This window comes from Ciceribacter azotifigens (genome assembly GCF_048159625.1).
Classification (GTDB): Bacteria; Pseudomonadota; Alphaproteobacteria; order Rhizobiales; family Rhizobiaceae; genus Allorhizobium; species Allorhizobium azotifigens.
In genome coordinates this window covers 245,092-264,373 of sequence record NZ_JBLQTA010000001.1, presented here as the reverse complement: position 1 = coordinate 264,373, position 19,282 = coordinate 245,092, and the positions used below count along the sequence as shown (strand labels likewise).

Below are 19,282 nucleotides of genomic sequence, written 5' to 3'. Positions count from 1 at the left end.
CTGCGGATGCCCGGCGGCACGCAAGACAAGGGCGGCGGCAGGCGATCGACGCCGACCCGGGGTGGCGCCGGGTCAGGGTGTCCGGCGCGACCGGAAGCGGTCTAGTTGTCGCACTTGGCCTGGCGCACGTGCTCCATCAGCCGTTCGGTGTCGGCGGTGAAGAGCGGGCCATTCTCCTCGTCGTCGACGCCTTCGAGATGATGCGAGTTGAGGCTGATGACGAGATTGTCGTTAACGCCGCCGTCCACCTTGAAGTTCGCAAACCATGCGCCGCCGCTGTTGCCACTGCGCATCGGGTTGCCCTTCATGGTGACGATGCCGCCGGAGATCGACGCCCACTGGCCGTCGACCTTGTAGAGATATCGCCCCTGGTCGTAGTTGTTCGGATAGCCGACGGCGGTGATCGCGTCTTTCTCGGGTTCACCGGTGCGCAGTGCGAGTGGCGGGCGACCATCGTCGACATCCGTCAGGATGAAGGCGTAGTCGTAGGCGAAGTTTTCCGACGGCGTATGATAGGAAGTGAAGAGCGACATGCATTTCCAGCCGACATCCTGGACGGATGTGCCGTCGGCATAGGCGCGCTGGAAGAGAAAATCACGGTTCCAGTCATGGGCGTTGTCGGTGTCGTAGACGCAGTGCGCCGCGGTCAGCACGACCTTGAAGTCCTCGGTGAACTGGGCGGTGCAGCCGTAGAGCTTGCCGTCGGCCTTGCGGAAGATGAGCCGTCCCGTGCTCCAGTAGGGATTGGCGGCATTGGGATTGTCGACCCGTTCCGGGACGCCCTGCTGCTTCAGGTTGGACTTTCGCTCGATCTCCGGCGCGCCGGGGTTCAGCTCGCGGAAGCGCTGTTTCATTTCCTCGAGCGCTTCCGGGGAGACGGTCCTTTCCGGCAAGGGAACGACGGTTTCGACGTCCTCCGCAGAGAGCATGGCGGCGCCGGTGTTCTTCAGGTTTTCGATCTTCAGGCCGTTCGCCGCCGCGACGGGCGGGACGGCAAGCAGGGCGGCGAGTGTCAGACCTGCCCCGGATATCTCGATGAATTTGCGTTTCATGACCTTGGCCTTTCTCAAGGGGCAAGGCCCCCTTCCTCCGGCAACGGGAGGAGACGGCGCCTCGGACCCTTCGGTTAGCGGAAAGCGGGCTGTCGGAACCCGACGGCCGGCCCGGGTGGAACCGGCCGCCGGGACATGCGCATCAGAGCAGCAGCGGTGTCCGCAGCTCGATGAGCCCCTTGTCGAGCAGGCCCTTCGACGAGTCTTCGGGGACGAAGACGCCGCGGTCCGGATCGTATTTCAGTGTCATGGAATCGACGCCGCCGCCAAACTTCGCGACCGCCGTGTGGCCGATGATCTTGGTGATGATCGTCTCGCTGGCGAACTGGCTCTGCAGCCAGATGTAGATGCTGGTGAACGGCGTCATCTGGATCTGCTGGGTGGCGAGCACCGTCTGGGCGGAGATCGGCTTGCGTTCCGCCGGCTTCTTGTTGATGAGCGCCGATTGCGACAGGCCGAAGGTCAGGAACGGATACTGCGAATTCGGCATGTCGTTGTTCGCGGCAAACGTGCCGCCGGGGATCGACGGATCCTTCTGGAAGGGGTTGAAGACGGCCGCCGAGGTGAACGGATAGTAGCCGCCGTCGAGCGCGGGGCCGGGGGTCACTTCGGAGAGCTTGCTGATGCTCGCGCCCTGGGCGACCGCGGTGGTGGAGGCGAAGATCCAGTATTGCTCGGTCCACTCGACCGTGGTGGACTGGAAGGGATCGATCGACAGCCAGATGACATTCGGATCGCCGCTGCCGACCGGCTTTGCGAGCGTGATGCGCTGCTGGGCCGCCTTGATGTTCTTCAGGTCGTCCGGTGCGATGTTCAGGGTCAGGCTATAGTTAGGCATTTCCCATATCCTCTTTTTTCGGTTGAACGATGCGCTTCGGAAGGCGCCGTCTGCGTCTCGAAAGCGTTCCTATTTGCGCAATCGCCGGAAACCGATATGCAACCCATGATTTTGGTCCGGTTGCGACCTCTTCCCGGAGGGGAAATGGGAGTTTTGCCGGCGGTTTGCAAATTACATTTGTTTTTCAATGGTGTAGATGATCTCCGGTACGGCTGGCGGTAACGTCGTCGATCAGCTCGCCGACCTGAAATGCATACCTATAGATGTATTTTCTTATTGACCAGTACCTAAAGATGTGCTCAAAAGGGAACGTTTATGATACATATCGCCGTTGTGGCCCGGGGCTTTCCGGGAAAGGGCGGCGACCTTGGAACTGGATGCGCTTTCGACGATGCGGATTGGTTATGCGCGTGTATCGACGTCCGACCAGAACATCGACCTGCAGTTGCAGGCGCTCGCGCAGGCCGGATGCGACCATGTCTTCACCGACCAGGGCCATTCCGGCGCGTCGCGCAACCGTCCGGGCCTTGCGCAGTCCATGGGCAGGCTGAGGCCTGGCGACACGCTCGTCATCTGGCGGCTCGACCGGCTGGGGCGGTCGCTCTCGCATCTCATCGAGGTGGTGACCGAGCTCGGGCGCCGCAACATCGGCCTCTACTCGATCACCGAGGCGATCAACACGGCCTCGGCAGGCGGCATCCTGATCTTCCACATCATGGGGGCGCTTGCGGAATTCGAGCGGGCGCTGATCTCCGAGCGAACCAAGGCCGGCATGTCAGCGGCGCGCGCCCGCGGCCGGCAGCTCGGCCGGCCGGTGAAGCTACCGCCTGACAGCGTTGCCGACGCGATGCAGGCGATCGGGGCGGGCGAACTTTCGGCCACCGATGCCGCCCGCGAGCTCGGGGTGAGCCGCGCCACGCTCTACCGGGCGATGGGGCGGAGCAGGCGGCACGCGGGCGACCGCGACGCGCTGGAGTTGCTGGGCGAAGCGCTCACCTGACCGGCCGGATGTGAAGCGCGGAGGACCGGGCGAAGGTGCCCGCAGCGCCGTCCTCACTCTTCCGCCACCCCACCCGGATATGACCGCTCCACGGCCTTTTTGGGGGCCTTCTCCGCTTTTCAAGGGGTTATGCGGGCGGAGGACTTGCGCGCGTCCCGCCACGCGTGTGACCCTCGGCGCAGAGCTTTCAGGGGGAATGCATGAAACGCATCATCGCCGCCGTCATCGCAACCGCACTCGCAACGCCGGCCGCCGCCGCGTTTTCCGGCTTCTACGACAGCGCCGAGCGGATCAACACGATCCTCGCCAGCCCGGACGTGGCGAACGCCGTCCATCAGGCGCCGGTCGGCGCGATCTCCAACACCGGCACGCGCAAGGACGGTGCCAGCGAATGGCAGGTGCGGACGCAGGAATGCGACCTCACCGTCTACCTCGTACCCATCCCGCCCGAAGGAACGGGCAAGACCACCTATCGGGTCGAGGTTCCGGGAGCGTGTGAGTGAGGGGGACGATGGGGCATTCCCAACCCGGGGCAGGTTATGTAGGCTGATAAGACGTCCCGCCTGCTTGGCTGTTCTGTCCTTCAATCCACTTCGGGTTCGTGATCCGGCACCATGCGGATGGCTCGTTCCCGGACTTCAGGTGAGAGCTCGTTCGTTGTGTTATCATATCGGCTCCACTTTCTCAGAAGTTGGAGCCTCCGGCAAACCCGGTGCGGTTCAGGCGAGACGCTGACAACCAAGCCAGAACAGGTCTCAACAAAACCTGAAAACCGCGCCGTCTGAACCTGTGTCAAAACGCGGTGCCGTCGGCGAATACCGTTCATGTACAACTTGTTTTAGGAAACACCTTCCGTCGCCCTCGAACTCATGTCCGGGGATGAGTTTGTTCTAACGGAAACCTATCTGGCCTATGGTCGGATTATTCTCACTGATTTCGTCTTCCACAGAACATCATATCTCTCCAAAATATAACGTTCGACTGGGAGGCCGAGGGTAAGCAGCATAAGGCGCGCTCCTTTCCGCTTATCCTCTTTGATAACCTCTAATATCTCGGCGGAAGCCTGGATGAGGTCCGCGTCATCAACGTGAAGTCCTGCGTGGATGCGATTATAGAGGTCCGCGTCGATCATCTCCTTTGAAATCAGCGCGGACAAAGTTGTAAGTCTCCGTGTGAATGGTCGTTTCGCGAACCACTCGGATTTGGTGACGATTTCCGAGAACCTTGTCGTCCAATGCCTCACCGGGTCACAGCCGAATTCTTCTTCGACCCGCCACATAAAAAGATGCTCGATATCATTGTTGATCTCGTTACCAATATCCACGGCAAAGGTATCGTTGGCGTCGGCGGCTCTGAGGCGCCAGGCACGATGCATCCAATACCGTTCGACGTGAGAAAGTTCGTGACATGCGCTGTTGCGCTTGAACTGACCACCTCTTGGCACATAGATGATGGCGCCCCGCTCGTTGACTGCAGTCCCCCAGACTTCATTGCTGTAGTCTTGGACGTCGATCTTCGTTGCAGCCTTGGCCTCAATCTCGTCCATGTAGCTCAAGAGGCGATCATCTTGGATCTGCGCTCGAAGCCATTCTCGATTGATTATCAAGCCGCGCACCTCGCCGCGACAATATTTTAGAAATGGCGCACCCGACAGGATTCGAACCTGTGACCTTTGGAATCGGAATCCAACACTCTATCCAGCTGAGCTACGGGTGCTCCGTCGGCCTGTGCGGCCGAAGCGCTGACGAAGCGGTCATACCCTAGACTCGGTTCGCCTGCAATCGCGAAAATGAAAAGGCACGGGTCTTTGCCGGGGCCTGCGCCTGTCTGTCCTGCCGCGCGGGAAACTCGGCGGGCGAGGGGCGCCGCGCCTCGTCTTGCGACCGGGCGATGGTATTTTCGAAAAAGACATACTTTTCCGGAATATATTTGTTTCGCAGTCACTTGGGCGCCGAGGCTTGTGTCGGTCGGGTGTTCTAGTACTATGTCGGGAGGCTTCCTCGGGAATGCGTGCGGCATCGTCCTGCGGAGCGGAGTGGGGGAGAATGGCGCAAGCATGCCGAAAGCAAAAAACGGGGAACCGAATCCACAGTCGGCAATCGATTTTTCCATGATGGAGGATGCGGTCGGGTATAGATTGCGCCGGGCGCAACTGGCGGTCTTCCAGCAGTTCAACGAGGCATTTGCCGCCAAGGACCTGCGCCCGACGGACTTCGCGGTCCTCCTGCTTTTGAGCTGCAATCAGGGCCTGAAGCAGAGCGAAGTCGCCGAAGCGCTCGGCATCCAACGGGCGAATTTCGTCGCGATCGTCGATGGTCTCGAAGAGAAGGGGCTGGTGGAGCGCCGGAAGTCGGAAAAGGACCGGCGGGTGCAGGCGCTCTATACGACGGGGACGGGCGTCGAGTACCTGAACGGGCTGATGCCGATCTGGGCGGAGCATGAGGAGCGGCTGATCGCGCGGCTCGGCGGCACCCGGGAGCGAGACCAGTTGATCCACCTGCTGAAACGCCTCTGCGACTGATGATGCCGCGGGCTCAGCCGACCCGGGCGAGCGCCTCGTCGATCAGCAGGTTGGCGACCTTCATCCGCATGTTGGCGGCATCGCGGAAGGCTTCGTGCACGCCGTCCGGATGATTGGCGCGGGCAAATCGGCGCCGCCTTTCGGCGAGCGTCGCTGCGGTGTCGTTCGCCGAAAGCGCCAGATCCTCAGCGATCTCTTGCGGCGAGAGGCGGGTGAGGTGTGGCGGCATGACCGGCGGTTCTTCCGGTGGTGCCGGTTCCGCCGGCGGCACGACGCTCTCCGCCTCTCCGTCCTCGGCCATCAGGTCGCGATAGAGGTCTTCCGCCCGCCGGCCGTCCGTCGCTGGCGCGGCACCGGCCTCGCGCACGAAGCCGGACGATAGCCCCGAAACGCGGTGGGCGCGCGGCAGTTCGTCGTCCTCGGCGGCGCGTTCCGCCGCGAGCCGTTCCACCACCGACTGGAACACCGATCGTCCGAACATGCTACTCTCCGCCCGGGAACCCTGTTTCGGGCGGCATTATAGGCCCCGAGCATGGTGCCGAACTGGACTGGAATCTCGCGATCGCGAGACGAACGACGCTCCCAGTTATGGCCTTGCGCCTGTTCCTGGCGCCTGACGAGGCCGGCGACCGAGAGGTTTTCGCCCGCCGGCCCGATTCGCCTGCCGCAATCGTCGCGGATCGTATCTGCATCTCAGATGCCTGAATTTGTGCTCTACCGATTGCTTGTTCTTTTGGCACAACCTCGCCGATCAGCAGAATTGATCGCTGCGATCAACAAAACTCCTTTGAGCTTGTCCTTAACGCCCGCTAACCGGTAGTCTCCCGATCCGGAGAACCCCGTGACACTTGCACGCCTCGCGCCCATCCTCTTCGTGTTTCTCTGGTCGACAGGCTGGGTGGTTGCGAAGTTCGCCGACCGCTTCGCCGATCCGCTGACCTTCCTCGCACTGCGCTATGCGGCGGCGGCGGTACTCTTCTACATGGTCTGCCGTTCGACGGGTGCGGCGTGGCCGAAGAGGCCGGCGGCATTCTTCCATGCGTTGGTTTCCGGCGTCCTGCTCCATGGCCTCTATCTCGGCGCCGTGTGGTGGGCGATCGGGCAGGGGGTGCCGGCAGCGATCTCCGGCATCATCGCCGGCCTTCAGCCCTTGATGACCGGTATCGCGGCGACCCGTCTGGTCGGCGAGCGGCTCAGTCCGTCGCAGAGGCTGGGACTGCTGCTCGGTTTCATCGGCATCGCGATTGCGGTGCTGCCGAAGGTCTTCGCGGTCGACGCCTCTGCCATTCCCGCCTTCGCGGTCGTGGTCAACATCATCGGCATGGCCTTCGTCAGTGGCGGCACGATCTACCAGAAGCGCTACCTGCACGAGGGCGACATCCGCACGGTCGCCACGCTGCAATATGTCGGCGCGCTCGCGGTAACACTGCCGGCCGCCTATCTGATCGAGGACATGCGGATCGAATGGAGCCTGGGGCTTCTGGCGACGCTCGGCTGGGCGGTGCTCGGTATTTCCATGGGAGCGATAATGCTGCTCCTGTACCTGATCCGCCGCGGGGACGTGTCGAAAGCCGCCTCGCTCATCTATCTCGTCCCGCCGCTTGCCGCCGTCGAGGCGGCCGTCGCGTTCGGTGAACAACTGACCCACTGGATGATGGCCGGAACGGCGCTGGCAGTCGTCGGCGTCTACCTCACCAACAGAGGCGCACGGCCAGCTCAGGAATCGGGTGTCGGCGTCCGACGGTGACCGTTATCCGTGACCTCCCTCAACAAAAGGAGAGAGGTTCATGCTGCAGGACAAGATCGCAATCATTACCGGAGCATCGAGCGGTATCGGGCGCGCAACCGCCTTGCGTTTTGCGAGGGAAGGTGCCGCCCTCGTCGTCAATGCGCGGGGCGAAGAAGCGCTTTCCCGTCTCGCCGACGAAGTCGCGGCCACGGGCGCCAAGGTCGTTGCCGTTGCGGGCGACGTATCCGACGAGGAAACCCACCGGCGGCTGGTCGACGCTGCCGTCGAAAGGTTCGGCGGGCTGGACATCGCCGTCAACAATGCCGGCACGGTCGGGCCCTACAGGCCGCTCGCCGATGTCACCCTCGAGGAATGGCAGGAGACGCTCGCCATCAACCTGACCGGCGCCTTCCTCGGTGCGAGGGCGCAAATTCGCGCCATGCTCGAGACGGGGGGCGGCTCCATCGTCTTTACGTCGTCGTTCGTCGGCACGAGTGTCGGCATTCCGGGAATGGCGGCGTACGGCACGTCGAAGGCGGCACTTATGGGACTGGTGAAGGGAATCACCGCCGACTACGGCGGAAGCGGCATCCGCTGCAATGCCCTGTTGCCGGGGGGTGTCGATACGCCGCTTGCCGGCGATGCGGCACAGAAGGAATGGGCGGCCGGCCTGCATGCGATGAAACGGATTGCCGATCCGGAGGAAATCGCCGCGGCCGCACTGTTTCTGGCAAGCCCCATGGCGAGCTTCGTCACCGGCTCGGCGCTCTACGCCGATGGTGGCAACGCAGCGGTGAAGTGAAAAGAGGCGAGGCGGCGGATCAAAATCCGCCGCCTCGTCGAAGGAAATCAGGCTTCGCGGCGACGTCCGCCGGCCGTGTCCGAGCGGGCCGGACGGCCGTGACCGGAGCGGTTCTGGCCATTGCCATTGGCGGAGCGGTTCTGCCCGCCGCCATTGCCACCCTTGCGGTGACCCGGCTTGCCGGCGGGGCGTCCATCGGCCTTGGCGCCGCCTTCGGACTTGCCGCGGCCCTGGCCACCCTGATGGTTGCGGTTATTGCCGCCGCCACCGCCGCCGCCGCGGCGCTGCGGGCGAACGGGGCGCGAGAGATTCGCCGGCGGTTCGCCGGAGGCAACCGGGATGTCGATGCCCATGAGCTTTTCGATGTCGCGCAGCAGGCGGCCTTCGTCGGGACCGCAGAATGCGATCGCGATGCCGTCGCGGCCGGCGCGTGCGGTACGGCCGATGCGGTGGACATAGGCGTCCGGCACTTCCGGCAGGTCGTAGTTGAAGACGTGGCTGACGGCCGGGATGTCGATGCCGCGGGCGGCAACGTCGGTTGCGATCAGCGTCTTGATCTCGCCGTCGCGGAAGCCCTTCAGCGCGCGCTCGCGCTGGCCCTGGCTCTTGTTGCCGTGGATCGATGCGACCGAATAGCCGGTGATGTCGAGGTGCTTCATCAGCTTTTCCGCACCGTGCTTGGTGCGCAGGAAGACGATGGAGCGGCCATCCGGATTGTCCGTCAGGATCTTCTTCAGCATCTCGGTCTTGGCGTTCTGGCCGGCGACGAAATGGACGTGCTGCTCGATCTTGTCGGCAGCCTTGCCGGGCGGGGTCACTTCGACCTTGGCCGGGTTCGAAAGAAACTGTGCGGCGAGGTCGGCGATGGTCTTCGGCATGGTCGCCGAAAACAGGAGCGTCTGGCGCTTCGGCGGAACCATCTTGGCGATCTTGCGCAGGTCATGGATGAAGCCGAGGTCGAGCATCTGGTCGGCTTCGTCGAGGACGAGGTGGCTGACATGGCGCAGCGTCACGGCCTCGCGGGAGATGAGGTCGAGCAGGCGGCCGGGGGTGGCGACGAGGATGTCGGTGCCACGTTCCAGCTGGAACTGCTGCTTGTTGATCGAGGCGCCGCCGACGACCTGGGTGATCTTGAGCGGCAGCTTGGCGCAGAAGGCGCGCAGGTTGTCGCCGATCTGGTTCACCAGTTCGCGGGTGGGTGCGAGGATGAGAACGCGGGTGGAGCGGGCCTGCGGGCGCGCCTCGCTCGCCATCAGGGCCTCGATGATCGGCAGGCCGAAGGCGGCCGTCTTGCCGGTGCCGGTCTGGGCGAGGCCGATCAGGTCCTGGCCCTCCATGACGAGCGGGATGGCCTGCGCCTGGATCGGCGTCGGGGTTTCGAAACCCAGGTGGCCGAGGGTCTTCACGATTTTCTTGGACAGACCAAGTTCATCGAAATTGTTCAAAGCATTTTGCCTTTCGGGGGCGCCAAAAACCATTGACCGGATCGCGGGCTTGCGAGCCGGTTGGCATTGGCGTCAAGAACCCCGCGTGATTTGGGAACTTGTGAGTTGGAAAAAGCTTCCAGCGCAGCGGCGGATGTCTCCGCCCGTCAATTCATGCGCCTTGCCCTTCTTCGCGTCTCAATTGTCGCTGGGCTCGCTCACGCGGCGGCCGGAAGGTGAAAGCACACCGGATGTGGGGCCTGCGGGCAGGAAAGTCAAGCAGTTATTTTGCAGTGCAGCGTACCGCCCCGAAGCCGAGGGTCACCCGCAGCCCGCCTTCGTCGCGGTTTTCGATGCGCAGATCGATCTCGTAGGCGGCGGCAATATCGCGGACGATGGCCAGTCCGATGCCTGTACCTGGTTTCTGGGTATCGAGCCGCATGCCGCGCTCGGTCATGAGGCTGATGCCCTCCGCATCAGCCCCCGGACCGTCGTCCTCGACGATGAGCACGGTGTCGTCCCCTCTCTCGACATGACGGACCGAAACCCAGCTACGGCTCCATTTCGATGCGTTCTCGAGAATATTGCCGATCAGTTCGTGCAGGTCGTGCGGATCGACATCGAGCACGACGTCCGGCGGCACGGAGAGCCTCCAGTCCAGATGCTCGCCGAGCGGCGTGCGCTTCAACGTTCTCACGATGGTCTGGACGGTGTCGCGGAGATCGGAAACGGAGCGGTGCAGCTCCGCGTTGACGGCGAGGCGGCTGCGGGTCAGCTCGCGGTCGACATGGGCCTGCATGACGGTCGCGATATGGGCGAGCTCGTGGGCAAGCTCGGTCTCGCCCCTTTCGCGCAGGGTCTCGGCGTCGTTGGCGAGGATCGTGAGCGGGGTCTTCAGTCCGTGCGCGAGATCGCCGGCGGCCGCGCGCGCCCGCGTGAGGATTTCCGACTGCGAATCGAGCAGCCGGTTGACGGCCTCGACCACGGGACGAAGTTCCTCCGGAAACCGGCCGGTCAGCCGGTCGGCCTTGCGTTCGCGGATGCGGTTGAGCCCCTCGCTGACCGAGGAGATCGGACGCAGGCCGAACGTGAGCTGCGCGAGCGACGCCGCTATCAGGAAGATCGCGAGCGCCGCTGAGTAGGGCAGCATGTCGCGGGCGAACTCGCTGCCGGCCTTCGCCAGTTCTGCGGCGTCGATCGCGGCTGCAATGCGGATTTCGCGTTCGCCTTCCGGAGCCGCCAGGATCACCTTGCGTTCCTGGACGATGAGATCCGTCTCGTCCGGGCCCTTCAGGTGATATCTATGGATCTCTCCGCTTTCGTGGGTGTCGACCGGAAGGGCCAGCACGTAGTCCCAGAGCGAAGGCGAGCGCAGCCTGTGCTTGCGCACGTCGTCCTCCGCCTGCCAGTAGAGCCCGCCATAGGGCATCTGGAAGCGCAGGTCGGTCGGCGTCTTCGGCAGTTCGAGCTTGCCCTCTGCCGTGACCCGCAAGGCGCCGGCGATGTTGTTGATGTGGTTCGTCAGTTCCTGGTCTACGCGCCGTTCGAGATTCGTCCTGAAGAGTTCGATGAAGACGAGGCTCGCCATCGTCAGGGCGAGGAGAACGGTGGCGACCGAGACGAGGAAGAAGCGGCTGCGGATGGAGTGCATCAGCCAGCATCTCCGGCGATGCGATAGCCGTAGCCGCGTCTGGTCTCGATGATCTCGCGCCCGAGCTTGCGCCGCAGGCGGCCGATCAGCACCTCGACCGAATTGCTCTCGCGTTCGAAGTCCTGTGCGTAGAGCTGTTCGGTGAGCTCGGCCTGCGAGACGTTGCGTTGCCGGTTGTGCGCCAGATGGACGAGACAGCGATATTCGAGAGGCGTCAGGCTGACCGGCAGTCCGTCGCGCTTGACCGACTTGGTCCTCGGATCGATCTCGATGCTGCCGATGAGTATGACCGGCGTCGACTGGCCGCAGCTGCGGCGGATGATGGCGCGCAGGCGTGCGAGAAGCTCCGGGATCTGGAAGGGCTTGGTCAAGTAGTCGTCGGCGCCGGCGTCGATGCCTTCGACACGCTCCTGCCAGTTGCCGCGGGCGGTGAGGATCAGCACGGGCATTCCCCTTCCGCCGCTTCGCCAGCGCTTGAGGACGGAGAGCCCGTCCATGCCTGGCAGGCCGAGGTCGAGCACCACGGCCGCGAACTCCTCCGATTCACCGGTGAACCAGCCGCATTCACCGTCGGTTTCATGGGTTACGACGAAACCTTCGCGCTCCAGATGAGCGATCACGTTCCGGGCGATGAGCCGGTCATCTTCGACAAGCAGGAGACGCATCAGTTATTCTCGATCTGCAGGATGCTGCCGGTCGCGGCGTCTATATTGACTTCGACGACCCGACCGTTCGGTTTCAGCACGCGGAACTCATACACGGGGCGTCGGCCATGACGGAGGAGCTCGACGGATACGATGTCGCCGCTGACATGCTGGCGGAGAATCTTCTGAAGCGTCGCCAGAGACTTCATCTTGCCAAGGGCGACCGCCTTCTGGATACGGTCGCGGCTGTCGTCGCGGTCACCGGACGAGGAGCTTCCGTCGCCTCTCCCGCTCGAGCCACTGCCACCACCACCACCGCCGTCGTCGCCACCGCCACCGCCGTCGTCATCGTGGCCGCCGTCGTCCCCGCCGCCGCCGGAATCGCTGTCTGAGCTCTCATGCCCATCATCGTGACCGTCATCGTCCGCATACACGCGCGGAGCCGACGCCAGCAGAACCGTGACGACCAGCCCCGCGAGCGAGAGTCGCGACAGCCAGTCCCCAAGTCTCTTACTCATGGACGCGATGTAACATCGCCAAGCTGACATTTCCCTGACAATCGTCGTCAGCTATCGATCAGCATCGGTCGACTAGGTTCCGCATCAACGGTCGGCGGCAATGGTGCTGCGGCCGGTTCGCAAAAGGATGCTCCGATGAAAAAGACCCTTATCGCTTCGCTCTTCGCTCTTTCCGCCCTCGGCGCCGTTGCTCACGCGGAAGAAAGCACCTCCTGCGACGTTGCGAAGGACAAGTGGATGGCCGAGGACGCCCTGAAGGCGAAGCTGACCGGCGAAGGCATGGAAGTCCGCAAGATCAAGGTCGAGAACGGCTGCTACGAAGTTTACGGCATCGACGCCAAGGGCGGTAAGGTTGAAGCGCTCTACAACCCGGAAACCGGCGAGCAGGCCGGTACCGCCGGAGCCGACTAATGGACGAAGCCGTGCGGAAAATGCCCGGCACTGCCTCCGGCCGCGGTTCGCGGCCGGCGGTGGTGAAAGTCTGGGACCCGCTGGTGCGGTTGTTCCACTGGTCGCTGGTCGGCTTCTTCGCCTTTTCGTACCTGACCGGCGACGAGTGGAAATCGGCCCACATTATTTCGGGTTACGTGATCGCCGGCCTGATCGCGTTGCGGGTGCTGTGGGGGCTCTTCGGCAGCCACCATGCCCGGTTTTCGAGCTTCGTCTACAGCCCGCGCGCCGTCCTCTCGTTCCTTCTCGATACCGCCCGCATGCGTGCCAAGCGCTACATTGGCCATAATCCGGCCGGCGGTGCCATGGTGGTGGCGCTTCTCCTGATGATCTCGGGGATTGCCACGAGCGGCTACATGATGACCACCGACACCTTCTGGGGCGTCGAATGGGTCGAGGAAGCTCACGAGACGTTCGTCTATGCAACGCTGGCGCTGGTCGCGCTTCACATCTGCGGCGTCGTTCTCGCCAGTCTGGAGCACAAGGAGAACCTTGTGCGCGCCATGATCACCGGCTGGAAAAGAGCCGAATGAAAGAAGACCGGCGGCAGGCCTTCGCCTGGCGCCGGATGTCTTCTTGCGGAGCTCAGACCTCCGAAAAGTGCCCCATCAGCTTTTCCCCGAGACATGCGCCATGAACGGCGCGAAGGCCTGGTCGCTCTCGACCTTCTTCGCTGCCGATTTCGCGTCGTCGAGCGACTTCCATGTCGCCACGTCGGCGAGTTTGGCGCCGCCATCGGCGGCCGCGAGCGCCCTCCAGCCGAGATAGCCCGGGAAGGTAGAGAGGACCGCCTTGAGGCTTTCCCGCCTCGACGGCCTTGCCGTGAATGGAGCGCCGGTCGCGGGTTTCAGGCTGGGGCAAGTCTTGGCACGTAGCTTTCCAGCGTCTTCCCCTCTTCGAACTCGTGCTTCGGTCCCGATCCTCTTGCCTTATCCCTCGTCTTTTCACGGCCGGCCGACAAAGAACGCACAGTCCGATGTGCTTGCCGGCCGTTCGGGCGTCGTGGTGACGGACCTTTTACCATTGAGCGGCATCTTCGCTTCGGGGGACGAGCGATGACGAAGGCGAGTGATTTGCTGAAAAGGGTGTGCAGCAAGATCTCCGATCTGCCGGATCCTGCGTGCGTCAAGGACGGCGAGCTTCGTTACGTCGCGGCCAATGAAGCCTATGCGCAACTTTTCGGCCTTCCTCCCGAGAAATTCGCCGGCAAGACGGACGGTGAGCTCTTCGATCACCCAGCCGCGGGCGACCGCGACGACCGCGAGCGCCGGGCGATCGTCTTTGGGGAAGAGCAGACCGTTCCGGTCTCCGATGGTACCGGGCTATCGCATCGCCTCATGATCGAGCGGTTCTCCGACGAGGACGGCCGTTCATACCTCTTTGCGAAGGCTGTTGGCACGCATGAGAGGCAAGATGGGAGGCGTGTCGCGATGCCCTCGGCGCCGGTGCCGGTCACGAAGGAATCCAGCTCGTCTCTGCATCACCAGGTCGAGAGCCTGCTGCGCCTCCTGCCGGTCGGTGTCCTCTTGCTCAGCGACGAGCTCGTCATCGAATATTTCAACGATGCCTTCACGGCCATGCTCGGGAGCCGTCGACCGGAACGACTCATCGGCATGAGCTACTACGATTTCGTCCGCAGGAACTACGATCGGGGCGTCTACCGGTGCGGGGACGAGGCATTCGAGGACTTCTACGCCCATCGGCTTGCACAGATCCTGAAAGACGAGGGGCGGGGCGGCGCGGCCCAGGTCGAGACGGCGCGGGGTATGGTGCTGTCGGTCGTCGCCCAGCATCTGGACAGCGGCAAGATCCTCGTCACCTATTCGGATGTGACGGCCTTGCACCGGCGCGAGCAGGAAAGCGTCCTTTACCGTACCACGATCGAGCAACTGCCGGTTCCCGTGTTCATTCGCGACAGCGAGCATCGTTTCATCTTCGCCAACAAGGCTTATGAAGAGATGCACCAGTGCACGCTCGAAAGCGTGTGCGGGCTCGATGAGGAGCAGATGTTTCCGGAACTCGGCGCGGAGTTCCATCAGGACAATGTCGAAGTGCTGCAGACCGGCGCGTTGATCGAGCGCGCCGCCGAGGTGACGCTTCCGGACAGTCGTTCGGCGGCAGTCGTGACACGGGTCAGCCGGATCTTTACGCCCGACCAGACGCCGTACCTCGTCGGCTCGATTTCGGACGTAACCTTGCTCAAGGCGCGCGAGCAGCAATTGCTGGAAGCGCAAGCCCGGACCGAAAGGCTCTATCACGGTCTGGAATCCGTACTGCAAACCATGCCGGTCGGCGTCGTCGTGCTGAACCAGGATCTCGTCGTGGAGTTTTCAAACCCGCGGAGCCGCGAGATATGGGCTTGGCCGGATGGTGCGCCGCTCGAAGGCCTTTCGTTCAGAAGCTTTACGAAGGTGAACTTCGATCGCGGCTGGGGCTGGCCGGACAACCTGCCCTTCGAAGCCGGTCTTGCCGCCCGCATTGCCGAGCTGCGGGCCCTCGACGGCACCGTGCAGCACGAAGTCGTCTATCCGGACGGCAAGCAGGTGCTGATCACCACGACGAAGCTGTTCGACAACAAGATTCTGATCACCCATTCCGACCTCACCGCCTTCCGCAGGCAGGAGCAGGAAATCACCGAGACGCGCCTGCAGCTGCAGCGGCTCGGCCAGTTCATGCACGACGCGACGCGGGTGATGTCGCAGGGACTCGCGTTCGTCGAGGACGGTGTGATCCTGCAGTCGAACGAGGCGCTTTCGCGTATCCTGAACGTCCCGGCGAGGCTCGTGGAGCCGGGCCAGAGCTGGCATGCCTCTTTCGCCTGTTGCGCGCGGCGCGGTGATTTCGGCGCCGATCCGATGGAACGGTTGCGCAAGTGGCAGGAGAAGATCGAGGCGCAGAAGGGGTTCTCCGAGGTCTTCCTCGCCGATGGCAAAACCTGGGTCCAGGTCGATGCGACGGTGAGCAGCCACGGGCACTGGATGCTCGTCTATTCCGACATCACCGAGATGAAGAAGCGCGAGCAGGAACTGACGGTTCTTCTCGCGCGCAGCGAAGCGGCCGACAAGGCGAAGTCGGAATTCCTCGCCAACATGAGCCACGAGATCCGCACGCCGATGAACGGGGTGCTCGGCATGGCGGAGTTGCTGGCCGGCTCCGATCTCGACACGCGTCAGAAGACCTTCGTCGACATCATCGTGAAATCCGGCAACGCCCTGCTGACGATTATCAACGACATTCTCGACTTCTCCAAGATCGACGCCGGGCAGATGCAGTTGCGCAAGATGGCGTTCGACCCGATCGATGCGGTCGAAGACGTGGCGACGCTGCTGTCGACCGCGGCCGCCGAAAAGGACATCGAACTCGTCGTCGATGGCGATGCCGCCGCTCATCACGTGATCATTGGCGATGCCGGCCGTTTCCGCCAGATCGTCACCAACCTGCTCGGTAACGCCATCAAGTTTACCGAGAAGGGGCATGTACTCGTCGCCCTTTCGAGCGAACCCGCCGGGAATGGCGAAGTGGTGGTGACGCTGAGGATCGAGGACACCGGCGTCGGCATTCCGGACGACAAGAGACGGACGATCTTCGAGAAGTTCTCGCAGGCCGATTCGTCTTCGACCCGCCGGCACGAGGGGACGGGGCTCGGGCTCGCAATCACTGCGGGTCTTGTCGGACTCTTCGGCGGCAGCATCGACGTCGAAAGCGAACAGGGACGGGGCTCGGTCTTTACCGTCCGCCTGCCGTTCAGGACGGCCGGCAGCCGCCACCAGCACCGCACGCTGCCTCAGAACATCGAGGGCGCGCGCGTGCTCGTCGTCGACGACAATGCGCTCAACCGGAAAATTCTTGCCGAACAACTCGTCGGCTGGGGCTTCGATGGTCTGGCCGTCGACGGCGGTGCGGCTGCCGTTGCGATTCTCGAAGAGGCCTGCCGTCTCGGTGTGGCGGTCGACGCGCTGGTCATCGACGACCAGATGCCGGGCATGAGCGGCGTCGATCTGGCGCGCAGGGTTCGCGAGGATTCTCGTTTCGCGGAGGTGGCAATCGTCTTCCTGACCTCGATGGACGCGGTCGGCGACGAACGTGCCCTTGAGCGGCTCAAGGTCGACGCCCAGCTGATGAAGCCCGCCCGCAGCAACCTCCTGCGCAACGCGATCATCGATGTGGTGCGCGCCGCTCGCCTTCGACGCAGCTTCCCCGCCACCCAAGCAGCGCCGGTCGCGGCATCGGCCCGTCCGCGCTCCTTGCCCGCCGCCACGGCGCAGGTGCAGGCGGATGCCGCCACGACCGGCTACGAGATCCTGGTGGCGGAGGACAATGAGGTCAACCAGATCGTTTTCACCCAGATTCTGCAGGCGGCAGGGCTGAGCTTCGCCATCGTCACCGATGGCCAGGCGGCCGTAGACGCCTGGGAGCGGCATTGCCCGCGTCTGATCCTTATGGACGTTTCGATGCCGGTGATGAACGGCCTTCAGGCGACGCAGACGATCCGCGAGCGCGAAAGGGCGGCGGCAGACGGCCGGCACGTCCCGATCATCGGTGTCACCGCCCATGCGCTCGACAGCGACCGTGACATTTGCCTCGGTGCCGGCATGGACGACTACCTTTCCAAGCCGGTGGGACCGGAACAGCTCGCCGCCAAGATGGAGCGTTGGCTCGTGGGGACCCGGGACGGGGAGAAGGTCGTCGGTTCAGGCGCCTGAAGGGACCGGCTTCACGCCGCAGAGCATTTCCCGCTTTCCGGCGAAGCCCTTTCGCCGCTCGACCTCGAAGCCTGCGGCAATCAGGTTCCGCCTGACGAAGCCTGCTGCCGCATAGGTCGCGAACGTGCCGCCTTCCACAGTCTTCGCGAAGACGGCGTTCATCAGTTCGGCCGACCACATTGCACTGTTGCGGGAGGGCGCGAAGCCGTCGAGATACCAGGCGTCGAAGGCAAGGTCGGTGGCCGTCACAGAGGCGAGGGCGTCGCCGCAGACGACCGTCAGCCGGGTCGCCTCGTCGAGGGCGAGGTCGATGGTGCCGCCGGGTTCCGACGGCCAGAGCGCCGCCAGCGCCTCACGCTCCGCATCGATCTCCGGCCAGCGGGAGAGGGCTCGCGAAAGATCACTCGCCGACATCGGGTAGAGCTCGAAGGAGACGAAGTGCAGCACGCCGCCCGGCTTGCGGGTGAGCTTCCACTGCCGCCAGGTTTCGCAGGCATTGAGGCCGGTGCCGAAGCCGAGTTCGCCGATCCGGAAGAGGCCGTCCGTCTGCCAACGCGCGGGCAGGCCGTTGCCGGAGAGGAACACGTGGCCGCATTCGAGCCGGCCGTCCGTCTGGCAATAAAAGTGATCGCCAAAGGCGGCCGAATAGGGCATATCGCCCTCGTGCCACAAGAGCGTGCCGCTGTCGCCGGCCGTCGGTGTCGAAGTGGAACCTGTCATGCAACTAGCCGATACTGCTCATGTCCGCGCGGGTCAATCGCGCGCCGGCCTCCTGATCGTCGGCGGCGGCGTCATGGGCCTTTGGGCGGCTGTTCAGGCCGAGCGCCGCGGCATCGATACGCTGCTGATCGACAGCGGCGAGATCGGGCACGGGGCGAGCGGCGGCCTCATGGGCGCGCTGATGCCGCATATGCCCGACAACTGGTCGGACAAAAAGCAGTTCCAGTTCGATGCACTCGCCTCGCTGGAGGGGGAAATTGCCCGCCTCGAGCGTGAGACCGGCGTTTCGGCGGGCTACCGGCGGAGCGGCCGGCTGATCCCGCTGCCAAAGCCGCACCTGCGTGCGATCGCCGAGAAGCACGAGAAGGAGGCCGGCGAGCTCTGGATTGCCGGCGACCGCCGTTTCGCCTGGAGCGTGCGTGACGCATCGCCCTGCGGAGACGGCTGGCCTGCATCCGACCCGGCCGCAGCGGGCCTCGTCTTCGACACACTCGCCGCCCACGTCTTCCCGCGCCGGGTTTCGGCTCTTCTCGGCGCCTTCCTGCGCTCGGCGCGACATGTGCGGATTCGCGAAGGTACCGAACTCGACCGCCTCGACGCCACTCGCGGTATCGCCGTCCTCTCCACAGGAGAGGAAGTGGCATTCGGCCACGTCATCGTGGCTGCCGGATACCGGTCGTTCCCGATCCTGGAAGCGCTCGGTGCGCCGCTTCCCCGCCCGCTCGGACAGCCGGTGAAGGGGCAGGCCGCCTTGCTGGCTGCCGACATCGATCCCGACCTTCCGCTCCTCTATCTGGACGGTCTCTATATCGTTCCGCACGAGGGCGGGCGCGTCGCGGTCGGCAGCACCAGCGAGAACCGTTTTGCCGATCCCTTCTCGACCGATGAACAGCTGGACGAGATCGTCGCGCGAGCGCGCGTCCTCGCGCCGGTGCTCGAAAACGCCGAGGTGATCGAGCGCTGGGCCGGCCTGCGGCCGAAGGCGATCGACCGCGATCCGATGGTAGGAGAGCATCCAGACCACCGCAACGTGATCGCTCTGACGGGCGGGTTCAAGGTCAGCTTCGGCCTCGCGCACCGGCTCGCCGATGCCGCGCTACAGCTCGTCGAAGGCGGCATGCCGGTCCTTCCGGCGTCCTTCCATCTGTCGAGCCACATCGCCGTCGCTTCTCGTTAAGCGAGAAATTTCAACGGCCTCCCGTCGTCATACTGTCACGCAAATCACCTATC

19 protein-coding genes and 1 tRNA gene are annotated in these 19,282 nt (G+C 63.9%); 10 read left to right on the top strand and 10 right to left on the bottom strand.

Features of this window, described 5'->3' with window-relative positions:
• Positions 1–101 precede the first annotated feature (101 nt).
• Positions 102–1,052 carry a trypsin-like serine peptidase gene (locus ACM6UT_RS01355; RefSeq protein ID WP_416795579.1) on the bottom strand — a complete coding sequence of 317 codons (951 nt, stop codon included), beginning with the start codon at positions 1,050–1,052 and terminating at the stop codon, positions 102–104.
• A 142-nt stretch (positions 1,053–1,194) separates the two neighbouring features.
• Positions 1,195–1,890 (bottom strand): hypothetical protein, encoded by a 696-nt coding sequence (locus ACM6UT_RS01350; RefSeq protein WP_416795578.1) that lies wholly within the window; start codon positions 1,888–1,890, stop codon positions 1,195–1,197.
• A gap of 367 nt (positions 1,891–2,257) precedes the next feature.
• Between ACM6UT_RS01350 and ACM6UT_RS01345 the strand changes: the two genes are divergently transcribed.
• Together ACM6UT_RS01345 and ACM6UT_RS01340 are read left to right on the top strand one after the other, a co-directional pair.
• Entirely contained in the window at positions 2,258–2,890 is a 633-nt protein-coding gene (locus ACM6UT_RS01345; protein ID WP_465245559.1) for a recombinase family protein, read from the top strand.
• Positions 2,891–3,090: 200 nt separating this feature from the next.
• Entirely contained in the window at positions 3,091–3,393 is a 303-nt protein-coding gene (locus tag ACM6UT_RS01340; protein ID WP_416795577.1) for a hypothetical protein, read from the top strand.
• A 407-nt stretch (positions 3,394–3,800) separates the two neighbouring features.
• On the opposite strand, the gene ACM6UT_RS01335 is transcribed toward ACM6UT_RS01340, so the two are convergent.
• Both ACM6UT_RS01335 and ACM6UT_RS01330 read right to left on the bottom strand, forming a co-directional pair.
• Positions 3,801–4,445, bottom strand: coding sequence for a hypothetical protein (locus ACM6UT_RS01335; RefSeq protein ID WP_416795576.1), 645 nt, complete (start codon positions 4,443–4,445; stop codon positions 3,801–3,803).
• 84 nt (positions 4,446–4,529) lie between these two features.
• Positions 4,530–4,606 (bottom strand) — tRNA-Arg (locus ACM6UT_RS01330).
• A gap of 340 nt (positions 4,607–4,946) precedes the next feature.
• Between ACM6UT_RS01330 and ACM6UT_RS01325 the strand changes: the two genes are divergently transcribed.
• Positions 4,947–5,411 carry a MarR family winged helix-turn-helix transcriptional regulator gene (locus ACM6UT_RS01325; RefSeq protein ID WP_416795575.1) on the top strand — a complete coding sequence of 155 codons (465 nt, stop codon included), beginning with the start codon at positions 4,947–4,949 and terminating at the stop codon, positions 5,409–5,411.
• A gap of 13 nt (positions 5,412–5,424) precedes the next feature.
• On the opposite strand, the gene ACM6UT_RS01320 is transcribed toward ACM6UT_RS01325, so the two are convergent.
• A complete protein-coding gene (locus ACM6UT_RS01320) occupies positions 5,425–5,892 on the bottom strand; it encodes a hypothetical protein (protein WP_416795574.1) in 468 nt (155 codons plus the stop codon).
• 360 nt (positions 5,893–6,252) lie between these two features.
• Between ACM6UT_RS01320 and ACM6UT_RS01315 the strand changes: the two genes are divergently transcribed.
• Positions 6,253–7,158 (top strand): DMT family transporter, encoded by a 906-nt coding sequence (locus tag ACM6UT_RS01315; RefSeq protein ID WP_416795573.1) that lies wholly within the window; start codon positions 6,253–6,255, stop codon positions 7,156–7,158.
• A 40-nt stretch (positions 7,159–7,198) separates the two neighbouring features.
• Entirely contained in the window at positions 7,199–7,942 is a 744-nt protein-coding gene (locus ACM6UT_RS01310; RefSeq protein WP_416795572.1) for an SDR family oxidoreductase, read from the top strand.
• 47 nt (positions 7,943–7,989) lie between these two features.
• On the opposite strand, the gene ACM6UT_RS01305 is transcribed toward ACM6UT_RS01310, so the two are convergent.
• From ACM6UT_RS01305 to ACM6UT_RS01290, 4 genes are all read right to left on the bottom strand, one after another.
• Positions 7,990–9,387 carry a DEAD/DEAH box helicase gene (locus ACM6UT_RS01305; protein WP_465245558.1) on the bottom strand — a complete coding sequence of 466 codons (1,398 nt, stop codon included), beginning with the start codon at positions 9,385–9,387 and terminating at the stop codon, positions 7,990–7,992.
• 262 nt (positions 9,388–9,649) lie between these two features.
• Positions 9,650–11,017 carry a sensor histidine kinase gene (locus ACM6UT_RS01300; protein ID WP_416795570.1) on the bottom strand — a complete coding sequence of 456 codons (1,368 nt, stop codon included), beginning with the start codon at positions 11,015–11,017 and terminating at the stop codon, positions 9,650–9,652.
• Positions 11,017–11,682 carry a response regulator transcription factor gene (locus ACM6UT_RS01295; RefSeq protein ID WP_416795569.1) on the bottom strand — a complete coding sequence of 222 codons (666 nt, stop codon included), beginning with the start codon at positions 11,680–11,682 and terminating at the stop codon, positions 11,017–11,019. Before ACM6UT_RS01295 ends, ACM6UT_RS01300 begins: the two co-directional genes overlap by 1 nt.
• Positions 11,682–12,179, bottom strand: a complete 498-nt coding sequence (locus ACM6UT_RS01290) for a PepSY domain-containing protein (RefSeq protein WP_416795568.1) — start codon at positions 12,177–12,179, stop codon at positions 11,682–11,684. The genes ACM6UT_RS01295 and ACM6UT_RS01290 overlap by 1 nt, the downstream gene beginning before the upstream one ends.
• A gap of 135 nt (positions 12,180–12,314) precedes the next feature.
• Between ACM6UT_RS01290 and ACM6UT_RS01285 the strand changes: the two genes are divergently transcribed.
• The 4 genes from ACM6UT_RS01285 (at position 12,315) to ACM6UT_RS01270 (ending at position 17,332) form a co-directional block, all read left to right on the top strand.
• Entirely contained in the window at positions 12,315–12,590 is a 276-nt protein-coding gene (locus tag ACM6UT_RS01285) for a PepSY domain-containing protein (RefSeq protein WP_416795567.1), read from the top strand.
• Complete coding sequence (locus tag ACM6UT_RS01280) at positions 12,590–13,162, top strand: cytochrome b/b6 domain-containing protein (RefSeq protein ID WP_416795566.1); 573 nt, start codon at positions 12,590–12,592, stop codon at positions 13,160–13,162. The genes ACM6UT_RS01285 and ACM6UT_RS01280 overlap by 1 nt, the downstream gene beginning before the upstream one ends.
• A 100-nt stretch (positions 13,163–13,262) precedes the next feature.
• A complete protein-coding gene (locus tag ACM6UT_RS01275; RefSeq protein WP_416795565.1) occupies positions 13,263–13,397 on the top strand; it encodes a hypothetical protein in 135 nt (44 codons plus the stop codon).
• A 287-nt stretch (positions 13,398–13,684) separates the two neighbouring features.
• A complete protein-coding gene (locus ACM6UT_RS01270) occupies positions 13,685–17,332 on the top strand; it encodes a PAS-domain containing protein (protein WP_416795564.1) in 3,648 nt (1,215 codons plus the stop codon).
• Here ACM6UT_RS01270 and mnmC2 read toward each other — a convergent pair.
• Entirely contained in the window at positions 17,321–18,052 is a 732-nt protein-coding gene (gene mnmC2, locus ACM6UT_RS01265) for a tRNA (5-methylaminomethyl-2-thiouridine)(34)-methyltransferase MnmC2 (RefSeq protein ID WP_416795563.1), read from the bottom strand. The genes ACM6UT_RS01270 and mnmC2 overlap by 12 nt on opposite strands.
• On the opposite strand from mnmC2, the gene ACM6UT_RS01260 reads away from it, so the two are divergent.
• On the top strand, positions 18,051–19,229 hold the full coding sequence (locus ACM6UT_RS01260; protein ID WP_416795562.1) for an NAD(P)/FAD-dependent oxidoreductase: 1,179 nt from the start codon (positions 18,051–18,053) through the stop codon (positions 19,227–19,229). The two genes, mnmC2 and ACM6UT_RS01260, sit on opposite strands and share 2 nt — an antisense overlap.
• The last annotated feature ends 53 nt before the right edge of the window (positions 19,230–19,282 follow it).